Annotated in this window: 22 protein-coding genes, 1 tRNA gene and 1 pseudogene; 11 read left to right on the top strand and 13 right to left on the bottom strand. The window is 72.5% G+C overall.

The genetic code is table 11. The features are described from left to right. Nucleotides 1–143: 143 nt before the first annotated feature. Entirely contained in the window at nucleotides 144–761 is a 618-nt protein-coding gene (locus ABZW03_RS12935) for a hypothetical protein (RefSeq protein WP_051709310.1), read from the bottom strand. A gap of 337 nt (nucleotides 762–1,098) precedes the next feature. On the opposite strand from ABZW03_RS12935, the gene ABZW03_RS12930 reads away from it, so the two are divergent. Then, the gene (locus ABZW03_RS12930) at nucleotides 1,099–1,257 is read left to right on the top strand and encodes a hypothetical protein (RefSeq protein ID WP_355255870.1); all 159 of its coding nucleotides are present in this window, start codon (nucleotides 1,099–1,101) and stop codon (nucleotides 1,255–1,257) included. A gap of 80 nt (nucleotides 1,258–1,337) precedes the next feature. On the opposite strand, the gene ABZW03_RS12925 is transcribed toward ABZW03_RS12930, so the two are convergent. The 5 genes from ABZW03_RS12925 to dnaK form a co-directional block, all read right to left on the bottom strand. Further along, entirely contained in the window at nucleotides 1,338–2,327 is a 990-nt protein-coding gene (locus ABZW03_RS12925; protein WP_355255867.1) for a helix-turn-helix domain-containing protein, read from the bottom strand. A gap of 179 nt (nucleotides 2,328–2,506) precedes the next feature. Continuing rightward, complete coding sequence (locus ABZW03_RS12920) at nucleotides 2,507–3,037, bottom strand: helix-turn-helix domain-containing protein (protein ID WP_355255864.1); 531 nt, start codon at nucleotides 3,035–3,037, stop codon at nucleotides 2,507–2,509. Between the two features lie 7 nt (nucleotides 3,038–3,044). After that, nucleotides 3,045–4,205 carry a molecular chaperone DnaJ gene (gene dnaJ, locus ABZW03_RS12915; protein ID WP_355255861.1) on the bottom strand — a complete coding sequence of 387 codons (1,161 nt, stop codon included), beginning with the start codon at nucleotides 4,203–4,205 and terminating at the stop codon, nucleotides 3,045–3,047. A gap of 250 nt (nucleotides 4,206–4,455) precedes the next feature. Beyond that, nucleotides 4,456–5,073: a nucleotide exchange factor GrpE gene (gene grpE / locus ABZW03_RS12910; protein WP_355255858.1), complete on the bottom strand. Its 618-nt coding sequence runs from the start codon at nucleotides 5,071–5,073 to the stop codon at nucleotides 4,456–4,458. Beyond that, nucleotides 5,070–6,908, bottom strand: a complete 1,839-nt coding sequence (dnaK, locus tag ABZW03_RS12905; RefSeq protein ID WP_355255855.1) for a molecular chaperone DnaK — start codon at nucleotides 6,906–6,908, stop codon at nucleotides 5,070–5,072. The genes grpE and dnaK overlap by 4 nt, the downstream gene beginning before the upstream one ends. A gap of 351 nt (nucleotides 6,909–7,259) precedes the next feature. Here dnaK and ABZW03_RS12900 point away from each other — a divergent pair, with 351 nt between their 5' ends. From ABZW03_RS12900 to ABZW03_RS12885, 4 genes and pseudogenes are all read left to right on the top strand, one after another. Beyond that, nucleotides 7,260–9,485: a (Fe-S)-binding protein gene (locus ABZW03_RS12900; RefSeq protein WP_355255852.1), complete on the top strand. Its 2,226-nt coding sequence runs from the start codon at nucleotides 7,260–7,262 to the stop codon at nucleotides 9,483–9,485. A 342-nt stretch (nucleotides 9,486–9,827) separates the two neighbouring features. Then, nucleotides 9,828–10,901: pseudogene (locus tag ABZW03_RS12895) on the top strand (NDP-sugar synthase); the annotation flags it as partial. Nucleotides 10,902–11,096: 195 nt separating this feature from the next. Then, complete coding sequence (locus tag ABZW03_RS12890; RefSeq protein WP_355255849.1) at nucleotides 11,097–12,158, top strand: Yip1 family protein; 1,062 nt, start codon at nucleotides 11,097–11,099, stop codon at nucleotides 12,156–12,158. Between the two features lie 135 nt (nucleotides 12,159–12,293). Then, nucleotides 12,294–13,184, top strand: a complete 891-nt coding sequence (locus tag ABZW03_RS12885; RefSeq protein WP_355255846.1) for a metal-dependent hydrolase — start codon at nucleotides 12,294–12,296, stop codon at nucleotides 13,182–13,184. Between the two features lie 85 nt (nucleotides 13,185–13,269). On the opposite strand, the gene dcd is transcribed toward ABZW03_RS12885, so the two are convergent. Beyond that, nucleotides 13,270–13,845 (bottom strand): dCTP deaminase, encoded by a 576-nt coding sequence (dcd, locus tag ABZW03_RS12880; protein ID WP_355255843.1) that lies wholly within the window; start codon nucleotides 13,843–13,845, stop codon nucleotides 13,270–13,272. Nucleotides 13,846–13,916: 71 nt separating this feature from the next. Beyond that, on the bottom strand, nucleotides 13,917–14,138 hold the full coding sequence (locus ABZW03_RS12875; protein WP_174315667.1) for a hypothetical protein: 222 nt from the start codon (nucleotides 14,136–14,138) through the stop codon (nucleotides 13,917–13,919). Nucleotides 14,139–14,415: 277 nt separating this feature from the next. On the opposite strand from ABZW03_RS12875, the gene ABZW03_RS12870 reads away from it, so the two are divergent. Continuing rightward, nucleotides 14,416–14,489: transfer RNA gene (locus ABZW03_RS12870), tRNA-Gly, on the top strand. A gap of 415 nt (nucleotides 14,490–14,904) precedes the next feature. Continuing rightward, on the top strand, nucleotides 14,905–16,533 hold the full coding sequence (locus tag ABZW03_RS12865; RefSeq protein ID WP_355255840.1) for an RICIN domain-containing protein: 1,629 nt from the start codon (nucleotides 14,905–14,907) through the stop codon (nucleotides 16,531–16,533). 84 nt (nucleotides 16,534–16,617) lie between these two features. Here ABZW03_RS12865 and ABZW03_RS12860 read toward each other — a convergent pair whose 3' ends face one another. After that, on the bottom strand, nucleotides 16,618–17,553 hold the full coding sequence (locus ABZW03_RS12860) for a LysR family transcriptional regulator (protein ID WP_355255837.1): 936 nt from the start codon (nucleotides 17,551–17,553) through the stop codon (nucleotides 16,618–16,620). Between the two features lie 149 nt (nucleotides 17,554–17,702). Here ABZW03_RS12860 and ABZW03_RS12855 point away from each other — a divergent pair, with 149 nt between their 5' ends. Together ABZW03_RS12855 and ABZW03_RS12850 are read left to right on the top strand one after the other, a co-directional pair. Then, nucleotides 17,703–18,974, top strand: a complete 1,272-nt coding sequence (locus ABZW03_RS12855; RefSeq protein ID WP_355255834.1) for an MFS transporter — start codon at nucleotides 17,703–17,705, stop codon at nucleotides 18,972–18,974. Further along, the gene (locus ABZW03_RS12850; protein WP_355255831.1) at nucleotides 18,971–19,582 is read left to right on the top strand and encodes a cysteine hydrolase; all 612 of its coding nucleotides are present in this window, start codon (nucleotides 18,971–18,973) and stop codon (nucleotides 19,580–19,582) included. Before ABZW03_RS12855 ends, ABZW03_RS12850 begins: the two co-directional genes overlap by 4 nt. A 221-nt stretch (nucleotides 19,583–19,803) precedes the next feature. On the opposite strand, the gene ABZW03_RS12845 is transcribed toward ABZW03_RS12850, so the two are convergent. Both ABZW03_RS12845 and ABZW03_RS12840 read right to left on the bottom strand, forming a co-directional pair. After that, nucleotides 19,804–20,922 (bottom strand): glycosyltransferase, encoded by a 1,119-nt coding sequence (locus tag ABZW03_RS12845; protein WP_355255828.1) that lies wholly within the window; start codon nucleotides 20,920–20,922, stop codon nucleotides 19,804–19,806. Nucleotides 20,923–21,084: 162 nt separating this feature from the next. After that, a complete protein-coding gene (locus ABZW03_RS12840; RefSeq protein WP_355255825.1) occupies nucleotides 21,085–21,867 on the bottom strand; it encodes an alpha/beta hydrolase in 783 nt (260 codons plus the stop codon). A 391-nt stretch (nucleotides 21,868–22,258) separates the two neighbouring features. Here ABZW03_RS12840 and ABZW03_RS12835 point away from each other — a divergent pair, with 391 nt between their 5' ends. Continuing rightward, nucleotides 22,259–22,738, top strand: a complete 480-nt coding sequence (locus ABZW03_RS12835) for a hypothetical protein (protein ID WP_355255822.1) — start codon at nucleotides 22,259–22,261, stop codon at nucleotides 22,736–22,738. 487 nt (nucleotides 22,739–23,225) lie between these two features. Here ABZW03_RS12835 and ABZW03_RS12830 read toward each other — a convergent pair whose 3' ends face one another. Both ABZW03_RS12830 and ABZW03_RS12825 read right to left on the bottom strand, forming a co-directional pair. Next, complete coding sequence (locus ABZW03_RS12830; protein ID WP_355255819.1) at nucleotides 23,226–23,885, bottom strand: response regulator transcription factor; 660 nt, start codon at nucleotides 23,883–23,885, stop codon at nucleotides 23,226–23,228. A gap of 46 nt (nucleotides 23,886–23,931) precedes the next feature. Continuing rightward, the gene (locus ABZW03_RS12825; RefSeq protein WP_355255874.1) at nucleotides 23,932–25,083 is read right to left on the bottom strand and encodes a sensor histidine kinase; all 1,152 of its coding nucleotides are present in this window, start codon (nucleotides 25,081–25,083) and stop codon (nucleotides 23,932–23,934) included. Between the two features lie 481 nt (nucleotides 25,084–25,564). On the opposite strand from ABZW03_RS12825, the gene ABZW03_RS12820 reads away from it, so the two are divergent. Then, nucleotides 25,565–26,125, top strand: a complete 561-nt coding sequence (locus tag ABZW03_RS12820) for a heme-binding protein (protein WP_355255816.1) — start codon at nucleotides 25,565–25,567, stop codon at nucleotides 26,123–26,125. Nucleotides 26,126–26,256 lie beyond the last annotated feature (131 nt).

Genomic DNA, 26,256 nt, shown 5'->3' with positions numbered 1-26,256 from the left:
AGCGCTTCAGCCACGGCACGGACTGCGCCTCACCGGCGGCGATCCGGTCGAGGTCGTCCTCCATCTTGGCGCGCAGGCGCCGTTCCGGCCGGGCCCGCGGCCGCGGGGGGACCGGACGGGGGAGTCCGGTGGTCGGCCGCCGGTCAGCCGGTGGCGGCGCCGGTCGGCCAGTAGCCGGGGACCGGGGGCTGCTGCCGGGGGACGTTGAACTGCTCGCCGGGGGCGGTCCAGAAGCCCTCGCGCAGGGAGAGCGCCATGCCGGCCCAGTCCAGCGCGGTCTCGACCGTGTGGTTGAGCGCCTCCTGCGACCAGGTGTCGTCGAAGACCAGCGGCAGGACGGGGGCGACCTGCTCGATGGTGGCGATCAGCGGGTTGTGGGTGATGGCCTCGTCGACCAGCAGGACGATCGGCTTGCGCAGCGCCGACGCCCAGCCGAGCTCCAGGCTCACGCCGGCCGAGAGCGGGGCGCCGACGTAGGCGAAGACGAGGTCGGCGGACTGGAGGGCGCGGAAGTCGGAGGGGACGCGGGGCTCCGGCGCGCGGCCGGAGATGGTCCAGGCGTCGCTGTGGTGCGCGCTGTACACGGCGGCACCGCTGCGGAGCAGGGTGGTACGGAGCGTCGTCAGCCGCGTCCGGCTGGCGAGGGTCACCACACTGTCGGCCGGCCCGGTCAGTCGCATCAGCGGGGCGGCCAGGAACACACGTGCACGCCGACCCTCAGGGGCCTGGCTGTCGTGGTGACGCAGGTAGGGCTCGGTCATGTCGACTCCGGGGAAAGGCCGACCGGGGGAGTGTGTGTCGGCGATGCGTTGGATGTGGGCTGCTCTGTGGACTGATCCGCTGATGAACGGTTTAGTTTTTGACGGTACATTGGCAAGGTGTGGCTCCCTGCCGGACCATTGCGAGCGAACTGATCGTCCATCGCGGCGCGGCGCCGCGTCCAGGGTTGGCCCGTGTCATGTGGATGACTGGCAGGGAGATGACGCACGCTCCGCCGGCCCGGGCGGATGGCCGCCGCCCCCTCGCGCGCCGCTATGCGAGCCGTTATCCTGCATCCGTTCGATGCTTCCAATGGCGGTTCTCAAAGAGAGTGAGGGCGTGACCGACATGCGCCGATTTGTCCGCAAGATAGTGCTTTCGCTGGCCGTCGCCGCTACGGTGCTCGGTGTCGGCTCGATCGCGAATGCCGCCGACTCGCACGACGCGATTTCCGTCCAGGCCGCCGTGAGCGTTGCGGACGACATCTCCTGGCAGTGAGCGGGGTCCGGTTGGGGGGCCGTTAGGGGAAATGGCCGCTTAACGGCTGCCCCGCCGGCCGGCCCGACCCGGCGGGCGGCTCAGTCGACGGCTTCCTGCGCCTTTCGGCCGAGCACGTACCCGAGTTGGAACAGCGAGTCGACCTTGTAGTCGTCCCGCATTTCGGCTATATGTCTCGCGAGCGTCCGCTCGCTGATTCCCAGGCGCCGCGCGATGACCCGGTGATTGGTGCCTTCCAGCATCTGGTCGATGATCGTCTGCCGCAGCCGGGAGACCACCTGCCGCGGCACCGTGCGGTCCCCGTCGAATTCCAGCGCCCGGCTCCAGTACTGCTCGAACACCTCCTTGGCGAGGTAGTCGACGACAGCGGGGTCGTAGATGAAGGCCGCGAGGCTCATGTCGTCGTCGATGGGGATCACGGCGACCCGGCGGTCCATCACGATGAGTCTCGTGTAGGGCTCGTCGAGCGTCCGGTACTGGCCGCCGGCCCGCGCCAGCGTGGCCACGTAGTCCCTGGTCGGCTGGTGGTAGCGGGTGCTCGCGTGGTAGATCGTCCGCATCTTCGTGCCACTGCGGAGCGTATTCAGATCGTATGCGATCATCCGGGCGAGGAGATCCGGCTGCCGCGGGCCGCCGGGTTGCAGGGCCAGGGCCTCCTCGAACCCGGAATCCCTGAACTGCTCCAATCGCTGCCTGATGAGGGCTTTTCCCCGGACGTGCTCTATTGATCCCCCGGACTGCTTCGGACTGTGGAATTCCCGGGCGAGGTCCTGCAGCTCGGAGGGGAGCGATACCGCGCGCGACAGGAATTCCAGCGCCTGGCGCTGCCAGGAATGGCTGAGACTCGTCGAGAGCTGCGTGGGGTCGGCGGCCACGAAAACCGTCGGATCATCGCTGTCGGGTACGAGAAGACCGATCCTGACCAGCTCGTCCCGCGCGGAACCGTCCTGGTCGCCGTCGCCGGCCGACGGCAGCTCGCCGTCTCCTCGGACGACCGCGAGATATAGCTCCTTGGCCTCCGCCGAGAGGATGGTCGAGCCGGCGGCAAGGGGATGCTCTCGTCCACTCATTCGCGACTCCTTGCCGTTAACCGTGCTTGCCTGCGTCCCATCAGCGGCGGTGCTGAACGAGTTTTAGCATGCCAGATCGGGTGAGCCCCCCGGAGAGGGATCGCGACCGCACTCTCTCACCACACGGCGGCCGCCGGCACCCCCCGAGAGGAGGGGCCGGCGGCCGGTGGGCGGTCGGGTCAGCGCTTGGGACGCCAGACGACGAGGGCGCTGGACTGCGGGGTCGGGGGCTGGTACGGGACGAGGTCGCGGCGGTAGGAGGCGTGGACCGCGGCCTCGCGCTGCTGGAGCGCGGTGGCGGCGCCCTCCAGGGAGTCGACCAGCTCCGCGACGCGGGACTGGAGCGCGGTGACCTGGTTCTCCAGCTCGATGATCCGCTTGATGCCCGCGAGGTTGATGCCCTCGTCCTGGGAGAGCCGCTGGACCTCGCGCAACTGCTGGATGTCGCGCGCGGAGTAGCGCCGGCCGCGCCCGGCGGTGCGGTCGGGGCAGACCAGGCCGAGGCGGTCGTACTGGCGCAGCGTCTGCGGGTGCAGGCCGGACAGCTCGGCGGCCACCGAGATGACGTACACCGGGGTGTCCTCGGTGAGGACGTACGGCGGCGGGCCCGCGGCGGCCCGGCGGGGGCGCCGGGGGCCGGCACCGGGCAGGCCCTCGCCGAGGCCGGAGCCGATCGGGGTGTCGGGGTCGATCGGGTTCATCGGGGACATCTGGTCGTCACGCTCCCTTCGCCGCCTTGAACAGGGCGGCTCGCGGATCGTCGGAGGCGGTGGCCTCGCGGTACTGCTCCAGGGCGCTCAGCGCGTCACCGGTGACGTGCTGGGGCACCACGACCTCGACGGTGACGAGGAGGTCGCCGCGGGTGCCGTCCTTGCGGGTGGCGCCCTTGCCGCGGGCGCGCATGGTGAGGCCGTTGGCGCTGCCCGGGGGCAGCTTGAGCTTCACGGTCGGGCCGTTCAGCGTGGGCACCTCGATGGTCGCGCCGAGCGCGGCCTCCGGGAAGGAGACCGGGACGGTGACGGTGAGGTTGTCGCCCTTGCGGCCGAAGACCGGGTGCGGGTCGACGTGCACGGTGACGTAGAGGTCGCCGGGCTGCCCGCCGCGCTCGCCCTGGGCGCCCTTGCCCTTGAGCCGGATGCGCTGGTCGGCCTGGACGCCGGCCGGGATCCGGACCTGCATGGTGCGGGCCGAGCTGGCGCGCCCGCTGCCGTGGCAGTCGGGGCACGGGTCGTCGACGATCATGCCCCGGCCGCGGCAGTCCTTGCACGGCTCGGAGAGCGCGAAGGCGCCCTGGCCGCGGCTGACGGTGCCCGCGCCGACGCAGGTCGGACAGACCCGCGGGGTGGTGCCGGACTTGGCGCCGGTGCCGTTGCAGCCGCGGCAGGGGGCCTGGCTGGTCATCCGCAGCGGGACGGTCGCGCCGTCCACCGCCTCCTCGAAGGAGAGCGTCACCTCGGTCTCGACGTCGGCGCCCCGCCGGGGCTGGGCCTGCCGGGTGCCGCCGCGGTTGAAGAGGCCGCCGAAGACGTCGCCGATGCCGCCGCCGCCACCGCCGCCGCCCTGGCTGCCGCTGAAGAGGTCGCCGAAGTCGAAGCTGTAGCTGCCGCCGCCGCCGGGGCCGCCGGCCCGGAAGCCGCCGTTGGCGAAGAGGCTGCGGGCCTCGTCGTACTCCTTGCGGCGCTTCTCGTCGGAGAGGACGTCGTACGCCTCGGAGATGTCCTTGAACCGCTCCTCGGCCTTGGCGTCACCCTTGTTGGCGTCGGGGTGGAACTCGCGCGCGAGCTTGCGGTAGGTCTTCTTGATCTCGGTGGCGGTGGCGTCCTTGGGTACGCCGAGGACCTTGTAGTAGTCCTTCTCGACGAAGTCCTTGCCGCTCATGCGCCCACCTCGCTGCGCTCGGCAGCCACTGAGCGGTACACGCGCCCCTCAACGGTTCTCCCCCAGCCTTCGGCCGGGGGGACCCCCATGCTGCGCTCGCTCACGGCTCCCGCCACCTCCCGATGTCCATCGTCACTGCGCTGTCAACAGCCGGTGAAGGAACGGCTGCTGACAGCGCGCTGCGGAGCCGGCCGCCGTACTGGCCGGCGTACGACTCCGCAGCGCACTGGTTGTCAGCTGTCACAGGTTGTCAGCTGTCCGAGCCACCGTCGGACTTGTCCGCGTCGGCGGACTTCGCCTCGGCGTCCGAGGACGCCTGGCTGCCGGGCTGGGGCTCCGCGACGGCCACCATCGCCGGGCGGATGATCCGCTCGCCGATGCGGTAGCCGGGCTGGAGGATCTGCACACAGGTGTCCTCGGTGACGTCCGAGGAGTAGCTGTGCATCAGCGCCTCGTGCATGGTCGGGTCGAAGGGCTCGCCCTCCTTGCCGAACTGCTGCAGGCCCAGCTTGGCGACGACCGTCTCCAGCGACTCGGCGACGGACTTGAAGCCGCCCGTGACCTCGCCGTGCTCGCGGGCGCGGCCGATGTCGTCCAGGACCGGGATCAGCGACTCCAGGATGTTGGAGACGGCGATCTCGCGGACGGTCAGCCGGTCGCGCTCGACCCGCTTGCGGTAGTTCTGGTACTCGGCCTGGAGGCGCTGGAGGTCACCGGTGCGCTCGGCGAGCTCGCGCTTGGCGGCGGCGAGGTCGTCCGAACCGGACTCCCCGGCGCCGGCCGCGGCGGCCTCCTCGGCAGCCTTGATCACGGCCTCCTCGGCGGCGGAGTCGTCGCCGGGCTTACCGCCCTGCGCCTTGTCCGTCATGCCGCACCGCCCTTGGGCTTCTCGTCGTCCACGATCTCGGCGTCGACGACGTCGTCGTCCTTGGCCTGGGCGGAGTCACCGGAGGGGGCGCCGGCGGCGGCGTCGGCGTTGGCGTACAGCGCCTGGCCGAGCTTCTGCGCGGTGGTGGAGACCTTCTCCGAGGCCTCGCGGATCTTCGCGATGTCCTCGCCCTTCAGGGCCTCCTTGAGCTCGCCGATGGCGGTCTCGACCTCGGTCTTGACGTCGCCCGGCAGCTTGTCGGCGTTGTCGGCGATGAACTTCTCGGTCGAGTAGACGAGCTGCTCGGCGGAGTTGCGGGTCTCCACGGCCTCGCGGCGCTTGTGGTCGTCCTCGGCGTACTGCTCGGCCTCGCGGCGCATGCGGTCGACCTCGTCCTTCGGCAGCGAGGAGCCGCCGGTGACGGTCATCTTCTGCTCCTTGCCGGTGCCGAGGTCCTTGGCACCGACGTGCATGATGCCGTTGGCGTCGATGTCGAAGGTGACCTCGATCTGCGGCAGGCCGCGCGGCGCCGGCGGCAGGCCGGTCAGCTCGAACATGCCGAGCTTCTTGTTGTACGCGGCGATCTCGCGCTCGCCCTGGTAGACCTGGATCTGCACGGACGGCTGGTTGTCCTCGGCCGTGGTGAAGATCTCGGAGCGCTTGGTCGGGATCGTGGTGTTGCGCTCGATCAGCTTGGTCATGATGCCGCCCTTGGTCTCGATGCCGAGGGACAGCGGGGTGACGTCCAGCAGGAGGACGTCCTTGACCTCGCCCTTCAGGACACCGGCCTGGAGCGCGGCGCCGATGGCGACGACCTCGTCCGGGTTGACGCCCTTGTTGGCGTCCTGGCCGCCGGTCAGCTCCTTGACGAGCTCGGCGACGGCCGGCATGCGGGTGGAGCCACCGACCAGGACGACGTGGTCGATCTCGGAGAGCGAGATGCCGGCGTCCTTGATGACGTTGTGGAACGGGACCTTGCAGCGCTCCAGCAGGTCCGCGGTCAGCTGCTGGAACTGGGCGCGGGTGAGCTTCTCGTCCAGGTGCAGCGGGCCCTCGGCGGAGGCCGTGATGTACGGCAGGTTGATCGAGGTCTCGGAGGACGAGGACAGCTCGATCTTGGCCTTCTCGGCGGCCTCGCGCAGACGCTGCAGGGCCATCTTGTCCTTGGACAGGTCGACGCCGTGGCCGGCCTGGAAGACCTTGACCAGGTGGTCGACGACGCGCTGGTCCCAGTCGTCACCACCGAGGTGGTTGTCACCGTTGGTGGCCTTCACCTCGACGACCCCGTCGCCGATCTCCAGCAGGGAGACGTCGAAGGTGCCGCCGCCGAGGTCGAAGACCAGGATGGTCTGGTCGTCCTTGTCCAGGCCGTACGCGAGGGCGGCCGCGGTCGGCTCGTTGACGATGCGCAGGACGTTGAGCCCCGCGATCTCACCGGCCTCCTTGGTGGCCTGGCGCTCGGAGTCGTTGAAGTACGCCGGAACGGTGATGACGGCGTCGGTGACGGTCTCGCCCAGGTACGCCTCGGCGTCGCGCTTCAGCTTCTGCAGCACGAAGGCCGAGATCTGCTGGGGGTTGAAGTCCTTGCCGTCGATGTTGATCTTCCACCCGGTGCCCATGTGGCGCTTGACCGAGCGGATGGTGCGGTCGACGTTGGTGACCGCCTGGCGCTTGGCCACCTCGCCGACCAGGACCTCGCCGTTCTTGGCGAAGGCGACGACGGACGGCGTGGTCCGCGCGCCCTCGGCGTTCGTGATGACGGTGGGCTCGCCACCCTCCAGAACGCTGACGACCGAGTTCGTCGTACCGAGGTCGATGCCGACCGCGCGTGCCATCGTAGATACCTCCACGGAAGAGTTGAGCTTTACGGGCTCAAGGATGCACGACTCGACGGGTGGCGTCAACAGGTATGAGTGCGGCCCGCTCAACTTTGCTGAGCGCGGCCTCCTCGCGGGGCCGTCGCGGGGCCGTCGCGGGGTCGCCCGGGGCGGTGCGGGCCCGCCACGCCGGACCGGGGGGTGCGCCCACGTGACTGCCGCCATAGCTTGGGAATCTTCTGGGAAACGTTGCCCACCGGTAATGTCCGGGCCGTCGGCCCGGCAAGTTACCGACCAGTACACTCAGTCCGAAGAACCGTAGGACCGCAGAGCCTGCTCAACCGCAAAGCCGCAGGAGACGGAGAGCCGATGCAGCTAGCAGCGATCGTCATCTCGCTGGTCACATTCGTGATCGGCACCGCGCTCGCCCTTCGTGCGGCGTGGCACATCTTCAAGGTGGTGCTGACCGGCTCGCCGGACTCCACCCGCTTCGGGAAGCCCGCCCAGCGGGTGAAGACGGTGGCGGTCGAGTTCGTCGGCCACACCAGGATGAACCGCTGGGGGATCGTCGGCATCGCCCACTGGTTCGTCGCGGTCGGCTTCTTCAGCCTGGTGCTGACCATCGTCAACGCCTTCGGCCAGCTCTTCGACGCCGACTTCGCGCTGCCGGTGATCGGCCACTGGATGATCTGGCAGCTCTTCGTCGAGCTGGTCGGCACCCTGACCACGCTGGGCATCCTGGTGCTGATCGTGATCCGGCTGATGAGCCTGCCGTCCAAGTCCGGCCGCAAGTCCCGGTTCGCCGGTTCGATCGCCTGGCAGGCCTTCTACGTCGAGTACACCATCCTCGGCATCGGCGTCTGCATCCTGATGCTGCGCGCGCTGGAGGGCGCCCTCAACGGCGTCGACTCGTACGGTCCGGAGCACCTGGTCTCGTACCCGCTGGTCTCCGCGTTCAGCGGGCTGTCGCACGGCACGCTGGAGAACCTGATCTACCTGTTCGCGATGCTGAAGATCTGCATCTCGTTCGCGTGGGCGACCACCATCGGCCTCAACCCCTCGATGGGCGTGGCCTGGCACCGCTTCCTCGGCTTCTTCAACATCTACTTCAAGCGCGAGGAGGACGGCGGTACCGCGCTCGGCGCCCTCCGTCCGATGACCAGCAACGGTCAGCCGATCGACTTCGAGGACCCGGCCGACGACGCCGTGTTCGGCGTCTCCCAGGTCGAGCACTTCTCCTGGAAGGGCATCCTCGACTTCTCCACCTGCACCGAGTGCGGCCGCTGCCAGTCGCAGTGCCCCGCCTGGAACACCGGCAAGCCGCTCTCGCCGAAGCTGCTGATCATGAGCCTGCGCGAGCACGCCTACGGCAAGGCGCCGTACCTGCTGGCCGGCGGCGGCAAGGACATGGAGGGTGCGGAGAAGGCCACCTCCGAGCAGCTCGAGGGCGTCCCGGCGGCCGCCCTGGCCGAGGCCGAGCGCCCGCTGATCGGCACCGCCGAGGAGAACGGCGTCATCGACCCGGACGTGCTGTGGTCCTGCACCACCTGCGGCGCCTGCGTCGAGCAGTGCCCGGTGGACATCGAGCACATCGACCACATCGTCGACATGCGCCGCTACCAGGTGATGATCGAGTCCTCGTTCCCGACCGAGGCCGGGACGATGCTCAAGAACCTGGAGAACAAGGGCAACCCGTGGGGCATGGCCACCAAGGCCCGCCTGGACTGGGTCAAGGAGCTCAAGAAGGAGACCGGCATCGAGGTGCCGGTGATCGGCGAGGACATCGACCCCGCCGAGGTCGAGTACCTCTACTGGGTCGGCTGCGCCGGCGCCCTGGAGGACCGCGCCAAGAAGACCACCAAGGCCTTCGCCGAGCTGCTGCACACCGCGGGCGTGAAGTTCGCGATCCTCGGCAAGGAGGAGTCCTGCACCGGTGACTCCGCCCGCCGCCTGGGCAACGAGTTCCTGTTCCAGATGCTCGGCGCGCAGAACGTGGAGACGCTGAACGCGGCCCTGGAGGACGCCCCGGTCAAGCGGATCGTGGCCACCTGCCCGCACTGCTTCAACACCATCGCCAACGAGTACCCGCAGCTGGGCGGCCACTTCGAGGTCATCCACCACACCCAGCTGCTCCAGCACCTCATCGACGAGGGCAAGCTGATCCCGGTCAACCCCGTCGAGGGCCTGATCACGTACCACGACCCGTGCTACCTGGGCCGCCACAACAAGGTGTACAGCCCGCCGCGCGAGATCATGGACAAGGTCCCGGGCCTGCGCCAGCAGGAGATGCACCGCCACAAGGAGCGCGGCTTCTGCTGCGGCGCCGGCGGCGCCCGGATGTGGATGGAGGAGCGCATCGGCAAGCGGATCAACACCGAGCGCGTGGACGAGGCGCTGTCGCTCAACCCGGACATCGTCTCCACCGCCTGCCCGTTCTGCCTGGTGATGCTCTCCGACTCGGTCAACGGCAAGAAGAACGAGGGCGCGGCCAAGGAGCACCTGAAGGTGGTCGACGTGGCCCAGCTGCTGCTCGACTCGGTGAAGGCGCTCCCGCCGGCCGACGAGGCGGAGCAGCCCGCGACGGTGGACGCGTAACGACCGTCGCAGCACCCGCTGTTCGACAGTTCTGCTACAACTGCCCGGCCCGGTGGACGCCGCGAACGCGCCCGCCGGGCCGGGCTTTTGGGAGGCCCGGACGGCCCGCGCGGGTACCGCGGGCGTACGGGGGGTGACGGCAATCGCACAGGCGCCGGACGGGCATTCGGTGAAAGCAAATACAGTAGGCCCGGACCGGCTTCGTGCCGGTCGACCCGTTCCGGACGGAAGCCCCGGGCGGGTCGCGACCCGCGTCGGCCGGACGGCCGGGTCCAGACCGACGACGAGGCGTCGGCCCGCCGGGCCGGGGCCGCAGAGACCACAAGGGGAACAGCGCAGACCATGACCGAGGCGATCATGCTGGTCGGTGGTAAGGGCACGCGACTGCGTCCGCTGACCACCCACACCCCCAAGCCGATGCTGCCGGTGGCAGGCGTCCCGTTCATCGCGCACCAGTTGGCCCGCGCGGCCGCCGCCGGCGTCACCCGCGTCGTGCTGGCCACCTCGTACCTGGCCGAGGTGTTCGAGGACCACTTCCAGGACGGCACCCCGTACGGCATCGAGCTGGTCTACCTGACCGAGCGCGAGCCGCTGGGCACCGGCGGGGCGATCCGCAACGCCGCGTCCGGCCTGACCTGCGGCCCGGACGAGCCGGTCCTGGTCTTCAACGGCGACATCCTCTCCGGCGTCGACATCGCCGCCCTGCGCGACGGCCACGTGGCCGCCGGGGCCGACGTCACCCTGCACCTCACCCGGGTCGAGGACCCGCGCGCCTTCGGCCTCGTCCCGACCGACGAGCAGGGGCGGGTGCTGGAGTTCCTGGAGAAGCCGGAGACGCCGGAGCAGATCGTCACCGACCAGATCAACGCCGGCTGCTACGTCTTCACCCGGTCCGTGATCGACCGCATCCCGGCCGGCCGCGAGGTGTCCGTCGAGCGCGAGACCTTCCCCGAGCTGCTGGCCACCGGCGCGCTGCTGCGCGGCGTCGTGGACACCTCGTACTGGCTGGACCTGGGCACCCCGGCGGCCTTCGTCCGCGGCTCGGCCGACCTGGTGCTCGGCAAGGTCGACTCCCCGGCCGTCCCCGGCCCGACCGGCGACGCCCTGCTGCTGCCCGGCGCCACCGTCCACCCGGGCGCGGTGCTCAGCGGCGGCACCGTGGTCTCCGAGGACGCGGTGGTCGAGGCCGGCGCGATCGTCGAGGGCAGCGTGATCCTGCCGGGCGCGGTGATCGGCCCGGACACCCTGGTCAAGGACTCGATCGTGGGCGCCTTCGCCACCGTCGGCGACCGCTCGGCGCTGGACGGCGCGGTGATCGGCGACGGCGCGATCGTGGAGCCGGACAACGAGCTGCCGAACGGCATCCGGATCGCCTGCGGCACCCTGCTGCCGGTCGGCGCCGTCCGCACCTCGGCCGGCCCGGGCGGCTGCCCGGCCGGCACCAGCGCGGCCGCGGCGGTGCACGGGCCGTCGGTCGGCGCCCAGCGCTGACGTCCGTCCCGGGGGCGTTCCGGTGGGTTTCCGGCCCCGGTTCGTCTCAGCCTCGCTGCAAACCGGCCCCGGCTCCGTCCGGGGCCGACGCGGGCCGGGCCGGGCGGGTACCTTCGGACCGTGGCTGGTAATCGATACGACAGCGGTCAGGGCGCGGACCGCCCGCACGGCGGGTGGTCGGCCCCTCCGCCGCCGGGGTCGCCCGGGGGGTACGGGGGATCCGGGGGGACGGACGGGCCGGAGTACTTCACGGGCCCGCACGCGGCGGCGCCCGGCGGGCCCGGTGGCCCGCCCGGCGGGCCGGGGCACCCGGCGGGGGACGGGTACGACCCGTACGCGGCCGACCGGCCCGGCAACACCCGGGCCTTCCCGGCCGGTGACCCGTACGCGGCCGGCGGGCCCTACGCGGCCGGTGGGCCGTACGGGCAGCAGCCGCCGTACCAGGGGCACCCCGGCCAGGAGCCGGGCTACTACGACGACGGCCAGGGGCAGCCGCCGTACGGGGGCGGCCAGGGGTACGGCCCCGACCAGGGGTACGACCAGGGCTACGGACAGGACGGCTACGACCAGCAGCCGTACGGCCAGGACAACGTCGCCGTCTACCGGGCCGGCGGCCAGTCCGCCCCGCACGTCGCGGGGCCCCGGCCGCACTGGCGCGAGCTGTTCACCGGCCTGTTCCGCTCCCCGACCGCGATCTTCGACCGCGTCCGCGACCACCAGGTCTGGCTGCCCGCCCTCACCGTCTCGCTGCTGTACGGCGCGCTCGCGGTGCTCGGCATCGGGCTGACCCGCGACGACATCGTCAACTCGACCTTCACCGTGGCGCTGACCGGCATCCTCGCCGCCGCCGTGGGCTTCACCGTGGCCGGCGCGCTCTTCGGCGGCGTCACCTACGCGCTGGCCCGCCAGCTGGGCGGCGACGGCCCGTGGAAGGCGACCGTCGGCCTGGCCGCGCTGATCGGCTGGCTCACCGACGCGCCCCGGCTGCTGCTCGACCTGGTGCTGCCGTCGGGCAGTGCCGTCGTCCAGGTCGTCGGCTGGGCCACCTGGCTGCTCTGCGGGTACCTGCTGACCAGCATGGTCCGGCGGCTGCACGACCTGCCCTGGGGCAAGGCCGCGGCCGCCTCGGCGATACAGCTGGTCGCGCTGCTGGTGCTGATCAAGCTGCCGACGCTGGGCTGAGGGCCGCTGCCGGCCGACGGGGCCGCAGGACGGGGGCTGAGGGCTCCGACGGGCTGAGGGCAGAATGGGGGGCGGGCCGCGGCCGAGCGCCGAGCCCGCCCCACCCTCGTCGTCCCACCTTCACCGGAGCCAGGCATGACCCTCCCCACCACCCACGTCAGCTTCCCGGCCGGGGCGGTGACCGGCGAGTCCCCGGTGCTCGCGGTGCACCCGCTGGCCGACGGGCGGTACGCCGTCGTCACCGAGGCGACCCCGTTCCACCCGCTCGACCACACCTGGCCCGACCAGCCCGCCGACCTCGGCACCCTGACCGTGGACGGCACCGAGCTGGCCGTGGTCGACTGCCTGACCGGCGCCGTCGGCCCGGAGGGCGGGGAGCTGCTGGTCGGCGCCGACATCCCGGTCCGGCGCGGCGACGAGGAGTGGTCCTGGCTGGTCCTGCACGTCCTCGACGGCGACCCCGGTGACCTCGTCGGCCGCACCGCCGCGCTCGCCGTCGACGCCGAGCGCCGGGGCGCCCTCAGCGCCTCGCACAGCGGCTGCCACCTGCTCGCCCTCGCCCTGAACGCCGCGCTCGCCCCGCGCTGGCGCAAGGACCCGGGCCGCTCGGACGCCTTCGGCCACCCGGACTTCGACAGCCTCGCGATGGCGAGCTCGGTGATGGACACCGCGGCCAGCACCGACACCTACCGGCTCGGCAAGTCGCTGAAGAAGAAGGGCTTCACGGTGGACGCCACCGAGGAGTTCCCGGCCCTCGCCGACGCCCTGCCGGCCCTCACCGAGGCCGTCAACGCCCGGCTGGCCGCCTGGGTCGCCGCCGACGCCCCGGTCCGCATCGAGGTGCCCGGCCCCGAGCTCACCGCCCGCCGGCAGTGGCACTGCGAGCTGCCCGAGGGCGGCGCGCAGATCTTCTGCGGCGGCACCCACCTGCACCACCTCGGCGAGCTGGCCGAGCTGCGCACCGAGCTGCGGCTGTCCGAGGACGGCACCGAGCTGGTCGCCGTCACCAGCCCCAAGCGGGCCTGAGAACGCCGCGGGCGGCCGCCCCGCTCTTCCGTCTCCGGAAGGGGGGCGGCCGCCCGTCTGCGTGCGCTCTGCGGAGCCCTTCGGCTCAGACCTCGGTGCGGTGGAAGTTCAGGAACGAGCGGGACGGCGTCGGGCCGCGCTGGCCCTGGTAGCGCGAGCCGTAGCGCTCCGAGCCGTACGGGTGCTCCGAGGGCGAGGAGAGCCGGAACAGGCACAGCTGCCCGATCTTCATGCCCGGGTACAGCTTGATCGGCAGCGTCGCGACGTTCGACAGCTCCAGGGTCACGTGGCCGCTGAAGCCGGGGTCGATGAAGCCGGCCGTGGAGTGGGTGAGCAGGCCCAGCCGGCCCAGGCTCGACTTGCCCTCCAGCCGGGACGCGACGTCGTCCGGCAGCGTGATGACCTCGTACGTCGAGGCCAGCACGAACTCGCCGGGGTGCAGGATGAACGCCTCGTCGCCGTCCGGCTCGACCAGCCGGGTCAGGTCCGGCTGCTCCTCGGAGGGGTCGATGTGCGGGTACTTGTGGTTCTCGAACACGCGGAAGAAGCGGTCGAGGCGCACGTCGATACTCGACGGCTGGATCATCGCCGGGTCGAACGGGTCGATGACGACCCGGCCCCGGTCGATTTCGGTCCGGATGTCCTTGTCAGAGAGCAGCACGCTTCGAGGTTACGTGCAAGAAAGGGCCCCGGACGAATCCGCCCGGGGCCCACCTGCCTCTCCGCCTGCCGTCAGGCCAGGAACTCCGCGGCCTCCAGCCGCATCGCCCGCGCCAGTTGCGGCTCCGACAGCTCCCGCACGTCGGCCAGCACCGAACTCCGCAGCCGTCCGCACTGCGGACAGCGGATCAACCGCCCGGGCCCGAGCCGGCCCGGACCGAGGTTCTGCATCGGGAACGTGGTGGTGCTGAACAGGTGCCCCTCGGCACAACGAACGACGGCGCGCTGCTCCATCGATCCCCTTCCCATCCCTAACCCAGTACTCACCCGTACTCACGCGCCCCGGCGGCCGAGCCCCGGGACAGCGTCACATTAGGGGATGTTCCGGACATTCCTCACCATGGCTCGCCGCCTCGGCCCCCACCCACCGGAGCACTCGCACGCGGCCCACACAGTACGCCCCCGACCCCCGCCCCACCGCGCTCCGCCACGTCCACCGCCCCCCTGTGCAACCACCGTCGCAGATGGGGTACAGTGACACTGGATCGAGCGGTCTCTGACGGCTCATCAGGCGGGCGTAGTTTAATGGTAGAACATGAGCTTCCCAAGCTTAGAGCGCGAGTTCGATTCTCGTCGCCCGCTCCAGCAGTAAAGCCCCAGGCCGACGGCCTGGGGCTTTCGCGTTGTCCGGGCCGATCCGCCGCCGCCCGTCCGACGACGTGTCGCCGGCCGGCGCGCGGTGCGGAAAAAATCTTCGGGGTCGGGGGCAACCTCTGCGGGGGCGGTGGCAACTGGGTGGTGTCCGGACAGGCGGTCTGGTCAGAGGCACCGGCTGAAAGAGAGCATCGACATGTTCCCTCGCCCATCCACGTCGCCGGAGGCGTCGCCCGGCGGTCGTACCCGCCGCGGTCGCGCGCTGTTCCGCTCGGCCGATCCGGGGCGGCGGCAGACGCATCGTCGCCGTCGGTTGTACCAGCGCCGGGGTTTCTGGGCGGCTGTCGGCCTGGCGGTCGTGGGCGGCTCCGTGGTCGTGGTCAACACCGCCTCGGCGGGGACCACCGTGGACACGAACGCTTGGTACGTGCTGGTCAACCGCAGCACCGGCCAGGCGCTGGACGACTTCGGCTACTCCACGAACGACGGTGCTCCGGTGGTGCAGTGGAGCCGCACCGGCGGGGCGAACCAGCAGTGGAAGTTCCTCGACGCGGGCGACGGGAACTACCGGCTGCAGAACCGGAACTCCGGCAAGGTGCTGGACGACTACAACTGGTCGAAGGCCGAGGGCGCCGAGCTGGTGCAGTGGCGCGACCTGAACGGCACCAACCAGCAGTTCCACCTGGAGAAGTCGTCGGACGGCTACGTGCGTCTGATCAACCGCTTCAACGGCAAGGCCGTCGAGGTCCCGATCGGCTCCAAGGCCGATGGGGGCCGCATCGCCCAGTACCACGACTGGAACGGCGCCAACCAGCAGTGGCAGCTCGTCCCGGCCGGTAGCGACAAGGGCAGCGGGAACGGCGGCGGCAGCGGCAACGCGGGGAACTCCGGTAGCGGCAACGCCGGGGGCTCCGGTAGCGGCAGCGGCAACAGCGCGGGGAGCACCGGCAGCAGCTCGGTGAAGCGGCTCATGGGCAGCAGCACGATGCTCATCGGCGGCTCGATGGAGGACTCCTCGGCGAACGCCGCGCCGTTCGACGTGCGGTACAACTACGTGCACAGCCAGCCCGCGCCCTCCTCGGACTACTACACGGCGGCCCGCTGCAAGGATGCCTGGTCGGGCTGGTGGGGCTGCTGGACCGGCAGCACCACGGCGCCCGGCACGTTCGTGACCTACCGGGACGCCAACGCGGCCAAGGCGACCTACCAGGGCAAGTCGCGCCCGCAGAAGCAGCTCTGGACCTGGTACTCGCTGCGCGACCTCGGCGACGCGGCGGGCGAGGGCGACGGTCCGGGCGAGGTCAAGGCCATCAACCGGGCCGACCTGCTCACCCGTTACCTGAACGACTACCGCTTCTTCCTCCAGAAGATCGGCACCTCGCAGGACATGATCGACATCGAGCCCGACTTCTGGGGCTACGTCCGGTCGCTCGGCAACCCGCACCAGGTCGCCGCGCAGGTCAAGGCCGCGAACCCGACGGACTGCGGATCGCAGGAGAACAGCGCCTCCGGCCTGGCCCAGTGCCTGATCGCGATGGCGCACAAGTACGCGCCGAACACCGGTGTGGGACTGCACCTGTCCTGCTTCGACTGGCAGCAGAACACCCCGCAGTGCGTCAAGGACTACGCGGACCTCGGGGCATCGAGCGCCGACTTCCTGGTCACCGACGTGACGGACCGCGACGCGGGCTGGTACGCGCTGCCCGCCCACGGCAGCCGTGACACCTTCTGGAACGACCAGAAGGGCTTCGCCGCGCTGGGGTTCTACAAGACGATGGCCGAGTCGGTGGGCAAGCCGGTGGTCCTGTGGCAGATCCCCGTGGGCAACATGGCGCAGAACAACACCCCCGGCCACTACAAGGACGACAAGGTCGACTGGTTCTTCTCGCACCTGGACCAGGTGGCGAACGCACACGTCGGCGCCCTCCTGTTCGGCGCCGGCTGGCAGGAGCAGACCACGGTCGAGACCGACGGCGGAAACCTGATCAACAAGACGATCGCCAACCGCAACTCGGGCGGCACGCCGCTCAAGTAGCCGCACATAGCCGGTCGAAAGCCGCAGGTCACATGACCTGCGGCTTTCGTGTCGTCCGGGGCCGGGCGGGGCGGGCCGGGGTGGTCAGTGGGGGAGGACCCAGGCGGGGGCCCAGGTGGCGGGGGCGGCGGGAGTGGGGGTGGCGGTGGTGAGGTGGGTGCGGAGGGCGGGGAGGGCGGGGTGGGGGTTGTCGCGGTGCCAGAGGAGTGAGTGGGGGTAGACGGGGGTCGGGTCGGTCACCGGGATGCGGCGCAGGCCGTGGCCGGCGGGCCAGACCAGGCGGGTCCGTTCGCTCATGAAGGTGGCCAGGGCGGGGGTGTCGGCGATGGTGTCGAGGAGGGCGTCGGAGCCGAAGTTGGGGCCGGTGGCCTCGATGGTGAGGCCGAACTCGGCGACCAGGTCGTCGTAGTAGGCGCCCCACTCGCTGCCGGGGACGATGCCGGGCATCCAGATCCGGTGGCCGACCAGTTCGGCGACGGTCACCGACCCGGCGCCCGCCAGTGCGTGGGCGGGCCCGGTGAGGAGTTGGAGCGGTTCGTCGAGCACCCGGACCGACGCGATGTCCTCGGGGAGGGGCCGGCCGGGCATGGCCACGGCGCGGAAGGACGCGTCGATCGTGCCGGAGCGGATGGCGGCGACGGCGGTCTCGATGTCGAGCAGCATCAGCACGTCCAGGTCGATCCCGGGGTGGGCGCGGTGGAAGTCGCGCATCAGACCGGAGGCCGCGCCGCGCGAGGCGATCACGTCGACCCGCAGCGGGCGGTGCCCGGCGCGGACGGACGCGACCGCGCGCTCGGCGACCCGCAGCAGTTCGCGGGCGTGGGGTAGGAACGCCTGCCCGTCGATGGTGAGTTCGGCCCCGCGCGGGGTGCGGGTGAACAGCCGGACGCCGAGGTCGCGCTCCAGTGCGGCGACGCGCTTGGAGACGGCCTGCTGGGTGATCGCCAGGTCGACGGCGGCCTTCTGGAACTGCCCGGCCTCCACGATGGCGGCGAAGGTGCGCACTGCTTCGAGGTCCATGCCGACCGACCTTAGTGAACAACCCAAGGTTGTACAGATCGGGTGAATCGGTTGTTTGACCCGTGCCCGCACCGACCGGTTGGCTCGCACCGATCAACTTCGGTTTGTGCGGTCGAGGCGGGCGGGGTGTGGAAAGGGGCGCGGTGAGGGTGCTGGGCGGGAAGCGGTTGGGCCGGCGGTTCGGCTGGTTGTGGGCGGCGTACGCGGTGAGCGCGTACGGGTCGGCGCTCGGGTTCGGGGCGCTGCCGCTGATCGCGGTGCTGGTGCTGCACGCCGGCCCCGCGGAAGTGTCCGCGCTGGCCGCGGCGGGGCCCGCGGTGGGGGCGCTGGTCGCGGTGCCGCTCGCGCCGTGGGTGGAGTTCCGGCGCAAGCGTCCGGTCATGATCGCGATGGACCTGGTCCGGTGCGCGGCCATGGCGACGGTCCCGGTCGCGTACGCCTTCGGGCGGCTCGGCTTCGTCCAGCTGCTCGCGGTGTCGATCGTGGTCGCCGCGGCGAAGATCGCGTTCGGCGCGGCCAGTGGGGCCTACCTCAAGGCCCTCGTCCGGCCGGACGAACTGCTCGTGGCCAACGCCCGGTTCGAGTCCACGAACTGGAGCTCCATCGCGGTCGGGCCGCCGCTGGGCGGAGCGGCGATCGCCCGCTTCGGGCCGGTCACCACCGTGGTGGCCGACGCGCTCAGCTACCTGCTCTCCGCGCTGGGCCTGTTCGCGGTCCGCGGCCGGGAGGAGCCGCCGCGGCGGGCGGGCGGGGACCCGCACCGGCGGGCCGGCGGGGTGCTGGACGGCTGGCGGCACATCATGGGCGACCCCGGTCTGCGGGCGCTCCACCTCAACACCATGCTCGTCGCCGGTCTGATCATGGCCACCGAGCCGGTGCTCGCGGTCCTCCTGCTGCGCCAACTCCACTTCGCCCCTTGGCAGTACGGCCTCGCCTTCGCCGCCCCCTGCCTCGGCGGACTGATCGGCTCCCGGCTGGCCCGGCGGGTCGTGGAGCGCCACGGCCGGGACCGGGTCCTGCGGACCGTCGGCACCCTGCGCGCCGTCTGGCTGATCGGCCTGGCCTTCGTCCGCCCCGGCGTGGTCGGCCTCGTCACGGTGATGGCCGTCGAGCTGGCGATCATCGTCAACATGAGCCTGTTCAACCCGGTGCTCGCCACCTACCGGCTCGAACGCACGCCGGAGCACCTCGTCGCCCGCACCCTGTCGGCCTGGTCGATCGGGCAGCAGGCGTCCATCGCCGTCTGCACCGCGCTCGGCGGGCTGCTCGCCGCCGCCACCGGGCCGCGCACGGCCCTCGCGGTCGCGGGACTGCTCATCCTGGCCACCCCGCTCCTGCTCCCGAGGCTCGACGGGACGCGACCGGACGCGACCGGACGGTGCACAGCCAGGCCCACCACCAGTACGGAGACACCCGCATGAGCACCGACCCGGCATTCGACCCCGCGCGCACCGCGCTCCTCGTCCTGGACTGCCAGCCCGCGGTCCTGGCCGCGCTGCCCGGGGACGGGGAGCGTGCGGCCCTGCTCGGCCGCCTGGCGGGGGCCGTCGCCGACGTACGCGCCGCGGGCGGCGCCGTCGCCTACGCTCGCGTCGGCTTCACCGAGGCCGACTGGGAGGCCGTCCCGGCCGCCAACCCCTCCTTCGCCCCGCTGGCCCGGCACCGTGCCCTGCACCACGAGGACCCCGCCGCCGCCGTCCACGAGCGGTTGGCGCCCTGGGCCGGTGACATCGTCGTGCGCAAGACCCGCTTCGGCGCCCTGTCCACCACCGACCTCGACCGGCGGCTGCGCGAGCGCCGGATCACCACCCTGGTCGCCTCCGGCCTCAGCACCGGTGGCGCCGTCCTGTCCACGGTGACCGACGCGGCCGACCGCGACTACCGGCTCCACGTCCTGTCCGACGGCGTCGCCGACCCGGACCCCGACGTCCATGACGTCCTGCTCCACCGGGTCCTCCCCACCCGGGCCGACGTGGTCGACGCCGTCGGTCTGCGCGCCCTGCTGCGGGCCGGTCGGCCGGGGCGGTGAGGTGAAGGTCCGGGCCCGGGTCGGGGGCGCCGAGAAGTGGCTGAGATCGATCTGGTTCCGGGGCGCGGAGACCTGCTACCCGGAGCTCGCCCGTTCCCCGCCCGCTCCCCGTCCGAGCCCCGCCCGCGCCCGCCCGCCCCGGGACGGCCGACAGCCGCAGGTCGGTCGACCTGCGGCTGTCGCGCGTCGTTCGGCTGTGCCGGAGGGAGGCCGGCGGCGGGTCAGCGGCGGGCGGCGAGGTTCTCCAGGGCGGGGACCACGGCGGCCGGGGTGGGCAGGGCGGCGTTGTCGGCCCGCAGGCGGTGGGCGGCGTCGCGCAGCTCGGTGTCGGTGAGGACGCGGGTGAGCAGCGCGGTGTCGACGGCGTCGGAGGTGGAGCTCAGGGCGGCGCCGGTGGCGGTGATGGCCTCGGCGTTGAGGAAGTGGTCCGCGCCCTGGGGGAGCAGCAGCTGGGGCAGACCGGCCTGGAGGGCGGTCAGCATGGTGCCCGAGCCGCCGTGGTGGATCAGCGCGTCGGCGCGGCTGAGCAGCTCGTTGAGCGGGACCCAGGGCAGGCCGCGGACGTTGTCGGGCAGGGTGCCGAGCGGGGCGAGGTCGGCGCCGCCGACCGCGAGCAGGAAGTCGGCGTCGACCTCGGCCGCCGCCTCGACCAGCTGGACCACCGAGCGGACGCCGTCGATCTCGGCGAGCACGGTGCCGAGGGTGACGACCGCCCGCGGGCGCTCGGGCTTGCGGAGGAACTCGGCCGGGACGATGCCGCCGCCGTTGTACGGGACGTAGCGCGTCGGCAGGCCGTCCGGGTCGCCGCCGAGCGGGCCGAGGTTGAGCACCGCGGCGATGTCCGGGCCGGTCAGGCCGCGCTCCTCGTACAGGTCGGCCACGTGCGAGGCGACCAGCTCGGCCATCGAACGGCCGGGGCTGGCACCGAAGTTCTGCACCACCGACGGGATCTTGAGCTGGGCCGCGACCAGCGGGGCGGCGGAGGTGAAGGAGTCGTGGACGATGAGGTCGGCGCCCCAGTCGGTGGCGGCCGCCAGCAGTCCGTCCACGTCGGGACGGGAGGCGAAGGCGAACATCGAGGCCGCCATGTCGAAGATCTCGTCCTGGGTCTTGTCCTGGCTGACGTACTCGACCTTGCCGCCGACCCGCTCCTCGATGATCTCCCGCAGGCTCCGGCCGTCGCCGATCTCGACGACGGGGAAGCCCGCGGACCGGATCATGTCGACCGGCTGCCCGATGGCGAACAGCACCTCGTGTCCGACCGCCCGCAGCGCCTGGGCGGTGGGCACCATGGGGTAGAGGTGACCGGCCGCGGCGGGGCCGGTGAAGAGTATGCGCATGGTCTTCTCCTTGCGAATGTCGCTCACAAGGCAGTCTCACCTTCGAAGTTGATGTGCAGTCAATTTGATTTGAATCACCATGCGCGGTAATCAGCCTTTCTGGAACGGGGCTTGCCTCCCGGGCATCGGTGTGCTCTACGCACCGGCTGCCCGCTTGGGCGGTCAGGCGGCCGCGAGGAAGTCCCGGACGGTGCCGGTGAACGCCTCGGTCTGCTCCGCGAGCACGATGTGGCCGGTGTCGAACTCGGCGTAGGCGCTGCCGGGCAGGGCGGCGTGCAGCCGGCGGGCGTTCTCCACCGGGACGGTGGCGTCCTGGGTGCAGCCGATCACCAGGGCGGGGGCCTGGACGCGCGGGAGCAGCGGGTCGAGGTCCAGGCCGAGGTTGAGCGCGATGTGCCGCAGGGTGCCCGAAGTGGGCCGCATGTAGGCGGTGTTGGCCTGGACGGCGGCGCGCCCGATCCGGTCGAGGAAGCCGCGGCTGAAGGCGGTGAGGGTGGCGTAGCCGCCGAACGCGGCGGGGTGGTCGGCGAGCGAGAGCCAGGTGGCCATGGAGAGCCGCAGGTACTCGTCCTGTTCCGCGCTGATCCAGCCGGCGGCGGCGACCAGGCGGCGGACCCGCTCGGGGTGCAGGGCGGCGGTCGCGGTGGCGACGACGGCGCCGAGCGAGAAGCCGAGCACGTCGGCGGGGCCGCGGCCGGCGTCCTCGATCACGGCGGCGACCTGGGCGGCCATGGCCTCCAGGGTGAGCGGCGCGCCGTCGTCCTCGGCGGCCTCGCTGCCGGAGAGGTCGGGCAGCAGCACCGTCCAGCGGTCGGTGAAGGAGTCCAGCAGGCCGTCCCACATGGCGGAGCCGGGGCCGGTGCCGTGCACCAGGACGAGGGTGTCGGGGCCGGCGCCGACGACGCGGTAGGGGATGCGGGCGGTGCCGACGGTGACGACGGGCATGGCGGGTCCTCTCGACGGTGGTCGGACGGTGGGTCAGCAGACGTGCGGGGAGCGGCCGGACGGTGGATCGGGCCCGGCCGTCGGCACGAGAAGTAAACTACACAGTGCAGATCAGTGATTCAACTGCACCGTGCAGTGCAATGTGAGGTGAGGGAACGGTGAGGGACGGAACCGGGAGGGGAACTGCCCGTACCCGCCCGCCGTCCAAGCAGTGACGGAATGCCTGCCCGGGTTGAACGCCGGGAGGAGTACGGAGGGCCCTGTGCAGTCTGGTGGTGCCGAACTGAATGTCGGATGCCCGGGCGGCGGCCCCGGCGGTCCCGGTGGTCCCTACGGCGCGCGGATCGCGCCGGGTCGGCGGCCGGGGGCCGGGGCGGGCCCGGATTCGAGAGTGGCGGCCGATCAACTCGACGCCGCCGAGCGCTGCGAGACGCTGCTCCAGGACACCCTGGACGCCGTCCGTCCGGCGCCGGTCTGGCAGGGGGCGCCCGCGCGGGCGGGGGCCCGGCTGCCGCTGCCGGGGCGCGAGTCGGAGCTGCTCTGGTACGTCACCCGGGGCCGGGACCTCCTCACCGTCGTCTCGCTGCCCCGGCGGGCGGCGCTGGTGGACGTGGTGGAGCGGCACTGGCGGCGGTGCGGCTGGACGATCACCTCGCTGAACGCCGGCCGGGAGCTGCCAGGCGTCGCCGCGGTCACGCCGGACGGCTACCGGCTGGCGCTGCGCTTCGGCGAACTGGGCGAGGCGGGGCTGACCGCGAGCTCACCCGGGGTGGCCAGGTCGGAGCGGGGCCCGGTGCTGTCCGGGAGCGTGGACCGCTGCGCGCCGCCGCTGCCGTACGTCCGCTGCCCGTACTGGAGCGCGCTGCTGTAGCCGAAGGGCGGGGACCGGGGGAGGCGTGGAGCGAGTCCCCCCGGACTCGCTCCACGCCGCCTCGTCGCGCGGCTTCGGCGTTGCCGCTCCCCCCGACACCCCGGCAAACCCGCCGTTTCCCCCCTGGCCAACACCCTCCGGCGAGAGCGGTCCGCACAGGCCCCGGCGAGCCCCCACCTCCGGGGACGTCGTTGATCTCAAACTAACAAACCGCGTGGTTGGTTTGTCAATAGCGGAATCCACGAAACATCCACATTGTGGCGAGGCCCTCAGGGCGGCCGGGAAGCCCTTCGGAACAGGGATTTTCGGCACTCCCAGGGTGGTTGCCGCCCGAACCGGCCGTGCCGGGAGAGGGGCGGGCTGCTCCGGACGTCGGCCTGGAATCCGACACTCCGAGCATCATGACAGCACACAGCGACACCGGGCGAGCGCCCAGCGCAGCCGAGGGCGGGGCCGCCCCGACCCCGACGCAGGAGCGGAGGCGCCCTCAGCGCAGCAGCCGGCGCTCCTTCGCCACCGCCACCGCCCCCGCCCGGGTGTCCACGCCCAACTTGTCGTAGATCCGGCCGAGGTGGGTCTTCACCGTGGCCTCGCTGATGAACAGCGCCCGGGCGATCTCCCGGTTGCCCAGCCCCTGCGCCAGCTGTTCGAGGATGTCCTGCTCGCGCTCGGTGAGCTGCGGCGCGGGCGCCCGCATCTGCGCCATCACCCGGGAGGCGACCGGCGGCGAGAGCACCGTGCGGCCCTGCGCGGCCGCGTGCACGGCGGCGAACAGCTCCTCCGGCCGTTCGGCCTTCAGCAGGTAGCCGGTGGCGCCGGCGGCGATGGCCCGGGTGATGTCGGCGTCGGTGTCGTAGGTGGTGAGCACCAGGACGTGCGGCCCGCCCGGAACGGCGGTGATCCGCCGGGTGGCCTCCACCCCGTCGATGCCGTCGCCGAGCTGGAGGTCCATCAGCACGACCTGCGGCGCCAGCCGGGCGGCCAGCGCGACGGCCTCCTCGCCGGTGCTCGCCTCGCCGACCACCTCGATGTCACCGGCGCTCGCCAGCAGCGCCAGCAGCCCGGCCCGCACCACCGCGTGGTCGTCGCAGACCAGCAGCCGGACGGGGGCCGGCGCGGGGGCCGTCGGTACGGGCGTCGTGCTCATCGGTGCTCCAGGGGGTCGTCGCCGCGGGCTCGTCGTCGCTCCGGGCTCATCGGTGGTGCAGGGGGATCGCGGCGGAGACGATGGTGCCCTCGCCGGGCGCGCTCTCCACGGTCAGCCTGCCACCCAGCTGCCGCAGCCGGGCCCGCATCGCCGGCAGGCCGTACCCGCGCCCGCCGCCGGGCCCGGCCGCCTCCGGGGCGAAGCCCCGCCCGTCGTCGGCGATGTCCAGCACGGCCTGGTCGCCGAGGAAGGACAGCGTGATCGCGGCGGCCGAGGCCCCGGCGTGCTCGCGGACGTTGGCCAGCGCGCCCTGGGCGATCCGCAGCAGCGCGGCCTGGGCGGCGGCGGGCAGCGGCACCGGCGCGCCGTCCAGGTGGAAGCGGACCGGCAGCCCGCTCTCGGCGGACTCCCGCTCGGCCAGCGCCCGCAGCGCCCGGTCGAGGGTCCGGCCGTCGGAGAGTTCCGCCGGGGCGAGGTCGTGGACGAAGCGGCGGGCCTCGGCGAGGTTCCGGGCGGCGACCTCGGCGGCGGTGCGGACGTGGGTGCGGGCGGTCGCCGGGTGGGTGTCCCAGGTGCGCTCGGCGGCCTGGAGCAGCATCTGCTGGCTGGACAGGCCCTGCGCCAGGGTGTCGTGGATCTCCATCGCCAGCCGCTCGCGCTCGGCCAGGGTGCCCTCCCGCCGTTCGGTGGCGGCGAGTTCGCGCCGGGTGCGGACCAGGTCGGCGATCAGCGCGCGCTGCCGGGCGGCCTGCCGGGCCATGAAGAGGAAGACGCCGGTGGCGAGCCCGGCCACCGCGGGCGGCAGCAGGACGAGGGTGGCGTCGGTGCCGCCGGGCAGCCGGACCTCGGCGATCACCACCAGCAGGGTCAGCGCGCCGACCAGCGGGATGGCCGCCTTCGCCGGCAGTGCCCGCAGCGCGGTGTAGATCAGCGGGACGGCGCACCAGGCGAAGCTCGGCGCGAGCAGCACCAGCACCACCCAGAGCGCGACCACCAGGGCCAGCGGCCACCGGCGGTGCCGGCCCGGGGCGGGCGGACGGCGGTGGTCCAGCCAGGACCCGGCCGGCTGGGCGACCGCGAGGGCCGCGCTCAGCCCGATCACCCAGGGCGCCTGGGCGTTGCTGGAGTGGTGGGTGAGGTAGCGGTTGAGCGAGGCGGCGAGCAGCAGCAGGAAGGCGGAGTCCAGGAGCAGCGCCAGCCGGCCCGCGTCCGGGTCCCCGGCGTCGTGGTCGGAGGTGCCGTGGTCGGAGGTGCCGTGGCCGGGGGCGCCGTGGCCGGGGGCGCCGTGACGGCCGGCACCGGTGCGGTCCGCGGCGCGGTGGGCGGCGGTCGGGCGGGGCTGCGGCACGGGTGGCTCCTGGCTGAACGGGGTGGTGCGGGTGCGGGTGCGGTCGGCGCCGGCCCGTACCGGCCGCCCCGGTCCGTACCGACCACCCCGGCGGCCGCGCCGACCTGCACCGATCCCTCGATGGTGACCCGTCCGGCCCGGGTCCGCATCAGCCGATCGGTTGACGCCGCCGTCCACCGTCCTGCCCGGACGCCCGCGCCGGAGTGCCGATGTGGCGGCCCGTTCCCCGGGCGGAGGATCGAAGCACGCCGCCGGACGATCCCCGTAACGGTCCGGCGGCCCCCCTGAACCCCCCCCGCCCCACCCCGCAGATCCGCTGAGGAGCCGGACCATGAAGAAGACCTCCGTGCGCACCCGGGTGCTGACCGGCACCGTCGTCGCCGCCGCGCTCGCCGCCGCCACCGTGGGCGCCGTCTCGGCCAGCGCCGAGTCCACCGAGACCCCGGCCGTCCCGGCCGCGGTGAAGGCCGACACCCAGAACAAGAACCTGGCCCAGAGCAGCGGTCTGACCATCGACGCCGCCACCCGCGCCGCCCAGGCCGCCCTGGACGCGGCCACCAAGGCCGGCCAGCACGTGTCGGTCGCGGTCGTCGACCGGGACGGCGTCACCCGGGTGCTGCTGAAGGGCGACGGCGCCGGCCCGCAGGCTCCGGCCTCGGCCGAGCGCAAGGCCTTCACCGCGGTGTCCTGGAACGCCCCGACCTCGGAGCTGGCCAAGCGCCTGGCCCAGGCCCCGAACCTGAAGGACATCCCGGGCACCCTGTTCCTGGCCGGCGGCGCCCCGATCCAGTCGAAGGGCGCGCCGATCGCGGCCGTCGGTGTCGCGGGCGCGCCCAGCGGCGACCTGGACGAGCAGTTCGCGCAGGCGGGCGTCGCCGAACTGGCGAAGTGACGTACGCCCGGTAGGCCGCCCCGCCCGTTCCCGGGCCGAGGCCCTGGAGGCCCTGGAGGCCCCGCCCGGCCCCCTGCCCGACCCCGGCCCGGCCGGCCCGCCCGTCCCCGGGGCGGCCCGGCCGGGCGCGG

Origin of the sequence: Kitasatospora sp. NPDC004799, from assembly GCF_040609095.1 — a bacterium.
Lineage (GTDB): Bacteria > Actinomycetota > Actinomycetes > Streptomycetales > Streptomycetaceae > Kitasatospora.
Note: the sequence above shows the minus strand (reverse complement) of the source record. Positions and strands in the feature narration are given on the sequence as shown.

Bases quoted from the DNA above. Each gene is read 5' to 3' on its own strand.
- ABZW03_RS12935 (WP_051709310.1), bottom strand. From the start codon at position 761: ATGACCGAGCCCTACCTGCGTCACCACGACAGCCAGGCCCCTGAGGGT.
- ABZW03_RS12925 (WP_355255867.1), bottom strand. From the start codon at position 2,327: ATGAGTGGACGAGAGCATCCCCTTGCCGCCGGCTCGACCATCCTCTCG.
- ABZW03_RS12920 (WP_355255864.1), bottom strand. From the start codon at position 3,037: ATGTCCCCGATGAACCCGATCGACCCCGACACCCCGATCGGCTCCGGC.
- dnaJ (WP_355255861.1), bottom strand. From the start codon at position 4,205: ATGAGCGGCAAGGACTTCGTCGAGAAGGACTACTACAAGGTCCTCGGC.
- grpE (WP_355255858.1), bottom strand. From the start codon at position 5,073: ATGACGGACAAGGCGCAGGGCGGTAAGCCCGGCGACGACTCCGCCGCC.
- dnaK (WP_355255855.1), bottom strand. From the start codon at position 6,908: ATGGCACGCGCGGTCGGCATCGACCTCGGTACGACGAACTCGGTCGTC.
- ABZW03_RS12900 (WP_355255852.1), top strand. From the start codon at position 7,260: ATGCAGCTAGCAGCGATCGTCATCTCGCTGGTCACATTCGTGATCGGC.
- ABZW03_RS12885 (WP_355255846.1), top strand. From the start codon at position 12,294: ATGACCCTCCCCACCACCCACGTCAGCTTCCCGGCCGGGGCGGTGACC.
- ABZW03_RS12875 (WP_174315667.1), bottom strand. From the start codon at position 14,138: ATGGAGCAGCGCGCCGTCGTTCGTTGTGCCGAGGGGCACCTGTTCAGC.
- ABZW03_RS12860 (WP_355255837.1), bottom strand. From the start codon at position 17,553: ATGGACCTCGAAGCAGTGCGCACCTTCGCCGCCATCGTGGAGGCCGGG.
- ABZW03_RS12850 (WP_355255831.1), top strand. From the start codon at position 18,971: ATGAGCACCGACCCGGCATTCGACCCCGCGCGCACCGCGCTCCTCGTC.
- ABZW03_RS12845 (WP_355255828.1), bottom strand. From the start codon at position 20,922: ATGCGCATACTCTTCACCGGCCCCGCCGCGGCCGGTCACCTCTACCCC.
- ABZW03_RS12840 (WP_355255825.1), bottom strand. From the start codon at position 21,867: ATGCCCGTCGTCACCGTCGGCACCGCCCGCATCCCCTACCGCGTCGTC.
- ABZW03_RS12830 (WP_355255819.1), bottom strand. From the start codon at position 23,885: ATGAGCACGACGCCCGTACCGACGGCCCCCGCGCCGGCCCCCGTCCGG.
- ABZW03_RS12820 (WP_355255816.1), top strand. From the start codon at position 25,565: ATGAAGAAGACCTCCGTGCGCACCCGGGTGCTGACCGGCACCGTCGTC.